The sequence below is a fragment of the Lutibacter sp. genome, from assembly GCF_013041805.1.
Classification (GTDB): Bacteria; Bacteroidota; Bacteroidia; order Flavobacteriales; family Flavobacteriaceae; genus Lutibacter.
Genome location: NZ_JABDRI010000035.1, coordinates 18,996 through 31,433 on the forward strand (window position 1 = coordinate 18,996; position 12,438 = coordinate 31,433).

The 12,438-nt window shown below is 29.7% G+C and carries 8 protein-coding genes; 6 read left to right on the plus strand and 2 right to left on the minus strand.

Annotated elements, in window-relative coordinates; translation table 11 throughout:
• Window positions 1-117 precede the first annotated feature (117 nt).
• The 5 genes from HKP59_RS04905 to HKP59_RS04925 all read left to right on the plus strand — a co-directional run bounded on the left by HKP59_RS04905 (window position 118) and on the right by HKP59_RS04925 (window position 8,104).
• The gene (locus HKP59_RS04905) at window positions 118-2,307 is read left to right on the plus strand and encodes a S9 family peptidase (protein WP_291804072.1); all 2,190 of its coding nucleotides are present in this window, start codon (window positions 118-120) and stop codon (window positions 2,305-2,307) included.
• A gap of 39 nt (window positions 2,308-2,346) precedes the next feature.
• Window positions 2,347-3,843: a peptide MFS transporter gene (locus HKP59_RS04910; RefSeq protein WP_291804074.1), complete on the plus strand. Its 1,497-nt coding sequence runs from the start codon at window positions 2,347-2,349 to the stop codon at window positions 3,841-3,843.
• A 92-nt stretch (window positions 3,844-3,935) separates the two neighbouring features.
• Window positions 3,936-5,417, plus strand: a complete 1,482-nt coding sequence (locus tag HKP59_RS04915) for an MFS transporter (RefSeq protein WP_291804075.1) — start codon at window positions 3,936-3,938, stop codon at window positions 5,415-5,417.
• Window positions 5,418-5,437: 20 nt separating this feature from the next.
• The gene (locus HKP59_RS04920; protein WP_291804077.1) at window positions 5,438-7,456 is read left to right on the plus strand and encodes a peptide MFS transporter; all 2,019 of its coding nucleotides are present in this window, start codon (window positions 5,438-5,440) and stop codon (window positions 7,454-7,456) included.
• A 108-nt stretch (window positions 7,457-7,564) separates the two neighbouring features.
• Complete coding sequence (locus tag HKP59_RS04925) at window positions 7,565-8,104, plus strand: thioredoxin family protein (protein ID WP_291804080.1); 540 nt, start codon at window positions 7,565-7,567, stop codon at window positions 8,102-8,104.
• A gap of 7 nt (window positions 8,105-8,111) precedes the next feature.
• On the opposite strand, the gene HKP59_RS04930 is transcribed toward HKP59_RS04925, so the two are convergent.
• Window positions 8,112-10,148, minus strand: coding sequence for a ComEC/Rec2 family competence protein (locus HKP59_RS04930; protein ID WP_363288828.1), 2,037 nt, complete (start codon window positions 10,146-10,148; stop codon window positions 8,112-8,114).
• 241 nt (window positions 10,149-10,389) lie between these two features.
• Between HKP59_RS04930 and HKP59_RS04935 the strand changes: the two genes are divergently transcribed.
• On the plus strand, window positions 10,390-11,277 hold the full coding sequence (locus HKP59_RS04935; RefSeq protein WP_291804082.1) for a hypothetical protein: 888 nt from the start codon (window positions 10,390-10,392) through the stop codon (window positions 11,275-11,277).
• Between the two features lie 56 nt (window positions 11,278-11,333).
• Here HKP59_RS04935 and lpxB read toward each other — a convergent pair whose 3' ends face one another.
• Window positions 11,334-12,437: a lipid-A-disaccharide synthase gene (gene lpxB, locus HKP59_RS04940; RefSeq protein WP_291804084.1), complete on the minus strand. Its 1,104-nt coding sequence runs from the start codon at window positions 12,435-12,437 to the stop codon at window positions 11,334-11,336.
• Between the last annotated feature and the right edge of the window lies 1 nt (window position 12,438).

Here is a 12,438-nt window from a genome sequence, read left to right on the forward strand (position 1 = left end):
TAAATTAATAATATTTAAATTCTACATATTAGCGTATTGTTAATTTTATGACATATTTCATCTTTCAATTGCGAAATTTTCCTTAAACTTGACACTCATTTTAAGAAATCTCAAATAATGAAGAAAATACTCATTTTTTTTATAGCTATTACATCTTTAGCCAGCGCACAAAAAAAAACAATTGCATTAGAAGAAATTTGGAATGGAACATTTAGAACAGAGCGCATGAACTCTCTGAATTCTATGAATGGTGACTTCTATACCTTACAAAACTTTAATAGAGAAACTGGAAGTACTACAGTAGATAAATTTAGTTATGCAACTTTAGAAAAAGTTGAAACCATTGTTGACAGTAAAGATTTAGAAGATTTAAAATATTTTGAGAGTTATTCATTTAATAATAATGAGACTAAATTAATTTTAGGCGTAGATACAGAACCAATTTATAGAAGATCTAGTTTAGGAATTTTCTATGTATATGATATTGCTTCAAAATCACTAAAGCTAATTGATGAAGACAAAATACAAGAACCAACTTTTTCGCCAGATAGTAAGAAGGTTGCATACGCGAAAGACAATAATTTGTTTATTAAAAATTTAGAAACAAATGAAGTGATTCAAATAACCAATGATGGCTTAAAGAATAATATTATCAATGGTATTTGCGATTGGGTTTATGAGGAAGAATTTGGTTTTGTGAAAGCTTTTGAATGGAGTAATGACAGCTCAACTATCGCTTTTTTACGTTTTGACGAATCTGAAGTTCCTACCTATTCAATGGATATTACTGGAAAAGAATTATATCCAACACAACAGGTTTTTAAATATCCAAAAGCAGGGGAAAAAAATGCTGTAGTAACACTTCATCTATTCAATGTAGATAAAAAATCAACTTCAAAAATAAATTTAGGTGATTACGAATATATACCTAGAATAAAATGGACTAATGATGCTAATATTTTATGTGCTACCACATTAAATCGTCATCAAAACAATTTAAACTTGTATTTTGTAAATGCAACAGATGCTTCAGCCAAAATAGTTTTGAATGAGACTGATAAAGCGTATGTCGATATTCAAGACAACTTAACTTTTTTAGAAGATAACAGTTTTATTTGGACAAGTGAAAATGATGGTTTTAATCATATTTATTATTATGATGAACAGGGAAATTTAAAAAATCAAATTACAAAAGGAAATTGGGAAGTCACTAAATTTTATGGAGTTAACGAAAAAACAAAAACTATTTATTATCAGTCTGTTGAAGACGGCTCAATAAATAGAACAATTTATTCGATTAAACTAAACGGAAAAAATAAAAAGCGTTTAACAAATGCTAGTGGAACAAATAGTGCATCATTTAGTAAAAACTTCGCCTATTTTATCAATACTTTTTCTGACGCAAACACGCCACCCATTTACACGCTTCATAATGGAAATGGAAAATTATTAAAAGAAGTACTAAATAACAATAAACTTTCAAAACAGTTAGAAGGATACAAACTTGCTAAAAAAGAATTTTTCACATTAAAAACAACTACAGGTGATTTTAACGCTTGGATGCTAAAACCTACAAATTTTGATGCAAATAAAGAATATCCATTATTTATGACTCAATATTCAGGACCAGGTTCGCAGTCTGTTAGTAATAGTTGGAATGGATCAAATGATTATTGGTATCAGCATTTAGCAAATGAAGGTTATATTATTGTTTGTGTTGATGGAAGAGGTACAGGTTTAAAAGGTGCAGAATTTAAAAAAGTAACCTATAAAGAATTAGGGAAATATGAAGTTATTGATCAAATTGAATCGGCAAAAGAGTTAGGAAAAAGATCATATATCAACCAAAATGAAATTGGAATTTGGGGTTGGAGCTATGGTGGTTTTATGTCTAGTAACTGCTTATTAAAAGGGAATGATGTTTTTAAAATGGCTATTGCGGTTGCTCCAGTTACAAGCTGGCGTTTTTATGACTCTATTTATACAGAGCGGTATATGCAAACACCTCAAGAAAATCCAAGCGGTTATGATGAAAACTCACCTTTAAATTACGCTGACTTATTAAAAGGAAAATATTTGTTAGTTCACGGAAGTGGTGATGACAATGTGCACGTACAAAATACCATGCGCTTTTCAAATGCCTTGATAGAAGCAAACAAACCTTTTGATCACGCAGTATACCCTGATAGAACTCACGGAATTTATAGAGGTAAAAACACTAGATTGCACCTTTACAATAAAATGACTAGTTTTATCAAAGAAAATTTAGGTGAACAAACATCAACTATTGAACTTTTAAAACAATAAATTTAATTTAACTATTAATAATAAAAACAACTAAATACTATGGCTGATAAAGTAATAAAAGAAGGACATCCAAAGGGTCTATATTCTCTATTCTACACTGAAATGTGGGAACGTTTTAGTTACTATGGAATGCGTGCTTTACTAACAATCTTTTTAACTGCTGAACTTGCAACTGGAGGTTTTGGAATGGACCGTGCTGAGTCTTTAGCAATTTATGGATTATTTACGGGTTTAGTATACTTAACACCTATTATTGGAGGGTGGTTTGCTGATAAAATAATTGGACAACGAAAATCAATTTTTATTGGTGGTATTACAATGGCAATTGGGCAATTTTTATTGGCTGCTAGTGCGGTAACTTCTTTATATAATGATCTTGATTCTAGGCTATTTATTTTTTATCTAGGTTTGGGAGTTTTAATTTTAGGTAATGGTTTTTTCAAACCAAATATTTCTACCATAGTTGGTGATTTATATGATAATGATGATCCAAGAAAAGATGGTGGATTCACTATTTTTTATATGGGTATTAATATTGGAGCCTTTTTATCTCCTTTTATCGCTGGTACTTTAGGCGAAAAAGTAGGATGGCCTTATGGTTATTTAGCTGCCGGTATTGGTATGTTAATTGGGGTGATTTGGTTTTATGCACGAAGAAATACATTAGATAATTTAGGATTACCTCCTGGAGCTGCTGAAGAAGGAAGAACCAATTTAATTGTGAAAGATTGGAAAGATATTGTTATATATTCTATTGCTAATTTCCTTGTAGTTTTAGCAGTAATGTTATTTTGGGGAGTAACTTCCGATCTTATACATACTATTGTTATTTGGGTTGTTGGTATTGGAGGAGCGTCTTTCTTAGGTTTATCTATTTTCAAAGGAACTACTGGAACAACAGAATGGACACGTGTTATAGTTATTATTGTTTTAGCAATATTTAATATTGTGTTTTGGGCAGGTTTTGAGCAAGCAGGTGGTACATTTAATTTATTTGCACAAGAAAATACAAACCGAATGGTTGGAGGGTTTGAAATTCCAACAACATGGTTTCAAAATATAAATCCTATAGCTATTGTTACACTAGCACCTATTTTCTCTATTTTATGGATAAAATTAGCAAAAGTAAAAGCAAACCCACGTACACCTATTAAGTTTGCATTAGCGATGTTTATTGGTGCTCTTGCTTTTTATATTATGACAATTGCTAATAACAATGCAGAAGGTGGTAACTTAGTTAGTCCAATGTGGTTAGTTGTTGTTTATACTTTATTAACTATTGGTGAACTTATGTTATCGCCAATTGGGTTATCTATGGTCACAAAATTATCTCCCGGTAAAATTACCTCAATTATGATGGGTGTATGGATGGCTAGTTTTGCTTTAGGTAATTATTTAGCTGCTACATTAGAAGCTATTTTGCATCAATATCAATTTGATTTGTATCCATTTATAACTTGGTTAATGGCCGGATCAGGTGTTGCCTTATTAGCACTTTCTCCAATTCTTAATAAGTTTATGAAAGGAATTCACTAAAATATGTTTACAAATTAATTATCATATTAAAAAGCTCAAGGAATTAATTCCTTGAGCTTTTTATTTTTATCAACTATTTTTAACTTAAAACTATGAGTGCAGAAAAAAGATCTTTTTTTGGAACATTGGGATCGTTTAAAAAAACATTTTGGATAGCGAGTGCTATGGAATTATTTGAACGTTGGGCCTGGTATGGAATTTTTACTTTATTAGCAATATACCTAGTTGGCTCTACTGATACAGGCGGACTTGGTTTTTCTCATACAGAAAAAGGACAATTAATGGGCTTTATTCCCGCAATTTTATACTTACTCCCTTTATTTACAGGAGTAATTGCCGATAAAATCGGGTACAAATTATCATTAATAATTGCCTATATCATGCTTATAGTTGGCTATTACTTAATGGGTGAAGTTACTTCTTACTGGAGCGTATTTTTTGTATTTCTTTTCGTAGCACTTGGCGCAGCTTTATTTAAACCTGTAGCTTCTGCAATTGTTACAAAATCTACAGATAACTCAAACTCAACTTTAGGATTTGGTATTTTTTATATGATGGTAAATATTGGTGGTTTTATAGGACCGGCAATGTCATCAGGATTGAGATCTACTTATGGATGGAAACTAATTTTTATACAAGCTGCTATTGTAATTGGTATTAATTTAATTATTGTTTTATTTTTCTTTAAAGAACCTTATCGAGAAGAATCCTCTAATGAAAATTTTGGAGAAGCTGTTTCAAATTCTATTAAGAAAATTATTGAGGCTGTAAAAGACGTTCGTCTTTCTGTTCTTTTAATTATTATGGTTGGTTTTTGGACTATGTTTAACCAATTATTTAATACACTTCCGAATTTTATTGAAGACTGGGTAGACTCTTCTATTTTAAGTACAACAATTACAGAATTTTGGCCTTGGTTAGGAAATGTGATGAGTGATGGAGGGCAAATTAAACCTGAATGGTTTACTCAAATTGATGCCTTAATGATTGTATTTTTACAAATTTTTGTTTCCTTTTTTGTGTTAAAAATGAGACATGTAACAGCGATGGTTAGAGGTTTTATAATTGCTACTATAGGAATTGGTTTAACATTTTACACACAAAATGTATGGTTTACCGTTATTGGAACTGTTGTTTTTGCCATTGGCGAAATGGCCACTAACCCTACTTTTTCATCATTTATAGCAATTATAAGTCCAAAAGGGAAAGAAGCTCTGTACCAAGGAACCTATTTTTTACCAGTGGCTGCGGGAAATTTTTTCACTGCTTTTGTATCTGGTAACTTGTACCAGTCATGGTCAGATAAATTAAGTTTATTACAAACTGAAATGGCTACAAGAGGTATTGAAATGCCAGCCGTTTCTGCTGAATTTAGTAAAAATCAATATTACGATTTAGCTGCTCAAAAATTAGGAATATCACAAAGTGACATGACAGCACTACTTTGGAATAACTATAGCCCAAATAAGATTTGGATTGTAATTGTTGGTATTGGTGTGGTTACAATTTTAGCATTAGCTATCTATGATAAACTCGTTATTAAACCAAAAGAAGCCGCTGAAAAAGCTAAATAATTAATTGATAGTTTTTAAATATGAGTACATCATCAAACGAATTTTTTAAAACCCAAGTTCTGGGGCATCCCTCAGGGCTTTTTGTGTTATTTTTTACTGAAATGTGGGAACGTTTTTCATTCTATGGAATGCGTGCCTTATTAGTATTATTTTTAGTAAGCGCCTTAGGTATAGGAGGTTGGGATTGGCCACGTGAAAATGCATTGGCACTTTATGGAACTTATTTAGCCTTACTATATTTAACACCAATTATTGGTGGAACCTTAGCTGATAAATATTTAGGAAATAGGCGCGCAATTATTATTGGAGCATTAATCATGACACTTGGTCACGCTAGTATGGCTATTGAATCCAATCCGTTTTTTTTATATCTAGGTTTAGGATTATTAGTAATTGGAACTGGTTTTTTTAAACCTAATATGAGTTCTTTTATTTCTATACTTTATCAAGATGTACCTGAAAAAAAAGATGGTGCATACACTATATTTTATATGGGTGTTAATGCAGGTGCTTTTTTAGGAATTATGCTTTGTGGATATTTAGGTGAAATTCTTGGTTGGAGTTGGGGATTTGGATTGGCAGGCATTTTTATGCTGCTTGGATTACTACAATTCTTATTTGCACAAAATATTTTTGGAGAAGTAGGTAAAAAGCCAAATAAAGAAGATAAAACCATTGAAACTGATGACCATTCTAAAATTGAAGATAAATTAAATCCGTTTACAATAGTAGATAAAATTTTAATTATTATTGTAGCAGCTGCAGGATTAACTTGGGTTATAAACGACCCGCTATCCAAAATTGGTGATTTCAATTTGTTAAGTTTTGGCGGAACTGATTATTCAAGTGAAACCATTATAGTTACCTTAATTTTATTTTTGTATCTATTAGCTTCAAGAATTTTAAGATATAGTCCTATTACAAGAGATAAAATGGTGGCTGTAGTAATTTTTGCATTCTTTATTATTTTCTTTTGGGCTTCATTTGAGCAAGCTGGCGGATCTATGAGTATTTTCGCAAAAGATTATACAAGTAGAATTTTATCTGGAAATTCAGCCTTGCTGTTTAACATAGTTGATGTAATCATAACAGTAGTACCCGTTGCAATAATAACATGGGTTTTATTTTTATTCTTTAAACAAACATTTAAAAAATATTTTATTTCAAACTTAATTTTAGGATTTAGTTTTGTTCTTATTTGGGGTTTAATTGTTTGGAAAATAAATAATAATTTCAACACATTTTCTTATGAAATTTCCTATCCAACTTATCAAGTAACAAATAGCAATGGAGCTGTTGAAAGTTTCTCAATAACGGCTGAAACTTTAGTCCCCAAAAATGCCGAATTAATTGAAAAAAGTACGGTAATTAGATCTGCTACTGAATATGTTGAAAACGATAAGTTATCAATTATTGATATTGATAAAAAGGGAGTTAATTTTAAACCTTTATCTGCAGAACAAGCTGAAGCAATTACCACAAATATTTCAGCCACTGTAAAGCGAAAGAAAGAAAATGAAATTGAAATACCTGCAACTTGGTTTTTAATTTTAAACTCTTTGTTTATAATTGCTTTTGCTCCATTATTTTCAAAATGGTGGGAAAGTAAGTACAACCCTAATCCGGCTTCAAAATATGCTATTGGATTATTTTTCTTGGCTATTGGGTTTGCCTTTTTAGCTTATGGAGCAACCGGAATTCCACAAGGAGCAAAAACTGCTTCTGTTAGTATTGTTTGGCTAATTTTAGCTTATTTATTTCATACACTAGGTGAACTTTGTGTATCGCCTGTTGGACTTTCATATGTGAGTAAATTAGTTCCTCCTAGAATGATTGCATTTATGTTTGGTGTTTGGTATTTAGCGTTGGCAATTGGGAATAAAACATCTGGGAAAATGGGTTCTATGATTGATGATATCACTAATAAATATGACATTGCAACATTTTTTTTAATATTCACATTTGTCCCAATAATTATTGGTGTAATTGCCTTATTACTAACACCTGTTCTTAAGAAATTGATGCACGGTGTAAAATAAAATCTTCATTTATCCCATGTATATTCATATAACTTTGTAATTTTGGCAGCATATTTGCATCAAAAAGTAAAAAGAAATAAATAAAAATTAAATAGAAAATATTAAAAAATGAAAAAAATAATAGTCTTTGCCCTAACTATTTTTAGTTTATCTGCTACCGCTCAAGAAATAAAATGGATGACATTTGAAGAAGCTGTTGCTGCACAAAAAGTAACACCTAAAAAAATATTTGTTGATGCCTATACCATTTGGTGTGGACCTTGTAAAATGTTAGATAAAAATACATTTAGTAATAAAGATGTAGCTGATTATGTAAATGAAAATTATTATGCCGTTAAATTTAACGCTGAAGGTAATGAAACTGTAAACTTTAAAGGTGTAACCTATACAAATCCAAATTTTAAACCGGAAAGTACTGGAAGAAATAGTTCTCACGAATTATCACAATATTTTGGTATTAGAGCATATCCTACTATAATATTTTTAGATGAAAAAGCTGGCTTAATTGCACCAATTCCAGGTTATAAAACACCTCAACAATTAGAGCTTTATTTAAAATTATTTAAAACTGATGATCATAAAAAAATAACTGAACAAAATGATTGGGAAAATTATCAAGCTAATTTTACCCCAGAATTTAAAGATTAAATTTAACTTACTTTAAAATAAAAGCCCCTTTTTGCATAGTACTGTGAAAAGGGGTTTTATTTTTTACACATGTTTTTTCCCATTGCATAACAAGGCTTACATAATTTGAACCGTCAGCGACAATTAAAGTAGGCTTGATTTTTTTTAATAACCGTTCTAAATTAATTTTGGGCGAATTCTGTAAAATTACTATTGATGGTTTTATGCTTTTAAAATTATACAGTCCTAAACTATCCACCACTAAAATAACTTCATTCTTAAATTTAAATAAATTTCTATTTATTATTTGAAAATTTTTAGATACGCCAGAACCAATCACATAAGACTTTAGAGCATAATCATTTAGTTTTAAAGAATCAGGAGAGTTTAACAATAAACTTCGCCCTACTCTAATTCCAATTAAACTAGATTTACTTTTATTAAATACAACAAACTCATTGTTAGTTTGCGCAGTAAACTTTTCGAAAACTAAAACTACTTGGATACATATAAATGCAAGAAGTACTAAAATAAAACGATAAAATATCTTTTTCTCTATCCATTTGAAGAATAAAAAGATAAATAAATATATAACCAACATGAGTTGCAATGAAAATGATATATCTTGAATTAAAAAAGCTTCTTGATTGGCAACCCAATCCACAAAACCATTCATTGTTTCAATGATAAAAATATAGGCATCTCTAAAATTTCCTGGTAAAACATCAAAAACAGCTAATACCAGTGTAAGAATACCACTAACTATAATAAATCCTAAAAACGGAATCAGTATCAAATTTGATAAAAAGAATAAACCTGGAAATTGATGAAAATAAAACAAACTTAAAGGTAAAACTCCAAGTTGAGCGGCAATTGAAACCGTAAATAATTGCCATAATTTATCTGGTAACCAATAAGCTGGTTTCCACAAATGATATAATTTTGGTTGAATCCAAACTATTGAAAATACGGCCAAATAACTTAACTGAAAACCTACTTCAAACAAATAAAATGGATTAAACATCAATAAAAAAAATAGTGAAATTACCAATGTATTGTAAATACTTGACCTTTGAACTAATTGCATACCTACAGTCAATGCCGTAAACATAGAAACTGCCCTCACTACAGAAGCCGATAAACCAGCAATTATAGCATACATCCAAAGCAAAAGTACAATAAATACTGTGGCAATTAATTTACCATTTTTAAAGTAATGAAGTGGCTTACATAGAAAAGTCAGTAGTAATAAAATAATACCAACATGTAATCCTGATACTGCTAAAATATGAATAGCTCCTGCTCCCACATAGCTCTCCAACAAATCAGTTGTAATTGAATTTCTTTGTCCTAAAATCAGTGCATTAATTACAGCCAATTCATCATTTTTAAAACCGTTATTTACCAATGCCGAATTTATGTTGCCTCTAATTTTTGAAGCAAATCCTTTTAAGCTAAGTTGGTTCTTAGGCAACTTTAAAAATTGATTGCTTTTTAAAGATATTTGATGGTGAATTTGTTGGTGTTTTAAATACGAATTGTAATTAAAGCTATATGGGTTTAAAGGTTCATTAATAGTTTTAAATTCAGTCTTAACTACTAAAACATCATCCACTTCTAATACTCTTTTAATAGTGTCTAGCTGAATATTAAGAAGTATCTTACCAATCACATCTGTATTTTCAATTTGAAAAACTTCAGCCTCATATTTTGCATTATATAGGTTTGGTTTTAAAACTTTTTCTATTCTCATACTAACTAAAAAAGGTTTCTGTTCTAGAAACAACGAAGCGCTAGTATAATGTTTCTGCTTATTAATATTATTTTTAAAAGTTATTGCGTTAACTCCAACAAAAAAAGAAAGAAGAAAAAAAACACTGGAAAATAAAAATGTAGGCTGAAACTGTTTGTTGGTAAAAATATAAACAAGTCCAAATATCAATAATAAAAACATACCCAGCTCAACTAAAAGCATTGGCTGAAAATTAAAATAATTTCCAACTAAAATTCCAATGACTAAAAAGAATGTAAGCTGAAAAGGGATGAACTTTAAAAACTTTATCATAGCACTATAAAACTAAAAAAATTAATCGAATTGAATCGATTCTATCAAGTATTTTTTAGGCTGATTTAACTCAAAATACATTAGAACTAGGTTTCATAGAGATGAAAAATCAAAAAATATAGCTTTGAAACACAATCATATTGTACAAACTTTCATGAAACAATTATTACATAGACTGATTAATGTCATTAAAAACATATTCTTTAAATAGTATTTTTGATGAATAATTAAAAATAAAATCATGAGAAAACTAATTCTTAGTAGTATAACAGTTTTAATAATTACATTCAATTCATTTGGTCAAGAAATATCACCTTATATAAAAATTGGTGAAAGCAGTGAAAGTATTCAGCAAGTTTCTGATAAGGTAATTAACACCTTAAAAGAAAATTCATTTGAAGTTTTAGGAATGTATAATCCGTCAAACAAAAGCACATTAAAAGTAATTGCTTTTACAAGAACTGATTTAAAAGAAACTGTTGTTAAAATAACTGATAGAGGTGCGCTTGCAGCAACATTTAAAGTAGGTTTAATTCAAAAAGATGGAAAAGTTGTAATATCCTATACAAATCCTGACTATATTTTAAGAGCTTATTTAGGTGACAATTACGTTACATTTAAAAGTACCTTTGAAAAATTTAGTGCAGATTTAAAAACTACATTCTCAACATTGGGAACTAGCTTTACTCCTTTTGGCGGAAGTATCAAAGCAGATAAATTAGGTAAATACCATTATAAAATAATGATGCCTTATTTTAGTGATCCTGTTGAACTCAATGAATATACATCATTTGAAGAAGGATTAAAAATAATTGAAGCTAATTTAAAAGCTAAAAAAGGACAAACTGTTGAAGTCTATAAAATTGTATATCCAAATGAAAAAATAGCAGTTTTTGGAGTTGGCTTGCAAAGTAAAGAAGATGGAGAATCTGTATTTTTACCTAAAATTGGTGAAGACCATCTTGCTGCCTTGCCTTACGAAATAATTTTACAAGGTAAAACTGCTACAATGCTACATGGAAAATATAGAATTGCGTTGCATTGGCCGGAGTTAACAATGGGAACTTTTATGAAAATTATGAGTACGCCTGGTGATATTGAAGATACACTTGAAGGACTTTGTGAATAATATAATGGTTATAAAATAATTTTTAATAAGCTGAGATATTCAAAATCTCAGCTTATTTATTTTACAATAAGTTCTGCTACTTTTTTTGAAGCTCCTTTACCACCTAGTTTTTTTTCTAATTCAAAATAATTTAAGAATAATTCATCTCTTTTTTTACCTTCCAATATATTATAAAGTTCTTTCTCTAGATTTTCCACATTAAATTCATGTTGAATCAATTCCTTCACGACTTCTTTATTCATAATTAAATTTACCAAAGAAATATATTTTAAATCAACCAATCGTTTTCCAATCTGATAAGATAACCAACTCGTTTTGTAACAAACTATTTCAGGAACTTTAAACAATGCCGTTTCTAATGTCGCCGTCCCAGAAGTTACAATTGCTGCATAAGAAACAGACAATAAATCGTAAGTTTTATTACTTATAAATTTTACATTTTCTTTATTTATAAATTGCTGATAAAACTGAAAATCCTGGCTTGGAGCTCCTGCAATTATGAATTGATATGCTTGAAATTTATCTGCCATTTGTACCATTATCGAAAGCATTTTTTTTATTTCTTGTTTTCTACTTCCAGGCAATAAGGCAATAATTGGTTTTTTAGATAAGTTGTTCTTACTTTTAAAAGTATCCACATCTACTTGTTTTCTATTAGAAATTGCATCAATTAATGGATGACCAACAAAGTGTACTGGAAAGTGATGTTTCTTTTCGTAAAAATCTTTTTCAAATGGCAAAATTACTGACATTTCATCTACGTCTCGCTTAATTTTTTTGATTCTATTTTCTTTCCACGCCCAAATTTGAGGTGAAATATAGTAGTGAACTTTAATTTTTTGTTTTTTGGCAAACTCAGCAATTCGCATATTAAAACCAGGGTAGTCAATTAAAATTAACGTATCTGGCTTAAACTCTAAAATGTCTTTTTTACAAAAGCTTATATTTTTAAAAATAGTACGAAGATTCATTAAAACTTCAGCAAAACCCATAAAAGCCAATTCACGATAATGCTTTACTAAGGTTCCTCCTACTTGCTGCATTAAATCGCCTCCCCAAAATCTAATTTCGGCATTTGCATCTTTTTCATATAAAGCTTTCATTAAATTTGAACCGTGCAAGTCTCCAGATGCTTCGCCAGAAATAATGTAATATTTCATT

Excerpts from the sequence above, each read along its gene's own strand:
- HKP59_RS04905 (WP_291804072.1), top strand. The coding sequence starts at position 118 with ATGAAGAAAATACTCATTTTTTTTATAGCTATTACATCTTTAGCCAGC.
- HKP59_RS04910 (WP_291804074.1), top strand. The coding sequence starts at position 2,347 with ATGGCTGATAAAGTAATAAAAGAAGGACATCCAAAGGGTCTATATTCT.
- HKP59_RS04915 (WP_291804075.1), top strand. The coding sequence starts at position 3,936 with ATGAGTGCAGAAAAAAGATCTTTTTTTGGAACATTGGGATCGTTTAAA.
- HKP59_RS04920 (WP_291804077.1), top strand. The coding sequence starts at position 5,438 with ATGAGTACATCATCAAACGAATTTTTTAAAACCCAAGTTCTGGGGCAT.
- HKP59_RS04925 (WP_291804080.1), top strand. The coding sequence starts at position 7,565 with ATGAAAAAAATAATAGTCTTTGCCCTAACTATTTTTAGTTTATCTGCT.
- HKP59_RS04930 (WP_363288828.1), bottom strand. The coding sequence starts at position 10,148 with ATGATAAAGTTTTTAAAGTTCATCCCTTTTCAGCTTACATTCTTTTTA.
- HKP59_RS04935 (WP_291804082.1), top strand. The coding sequence starts at position 10,390 with ATGAGAAAACTAATTCTTAGTAGTATAACAGTTTTAATAATTACATTC.
- lpxB (WP_291804084.1), bottom strand. The coding sequence starts at position 12,437 with ATGAAATATTACATTATTTCTGGCGAAGCATCTGGAGACTTGCACGGT.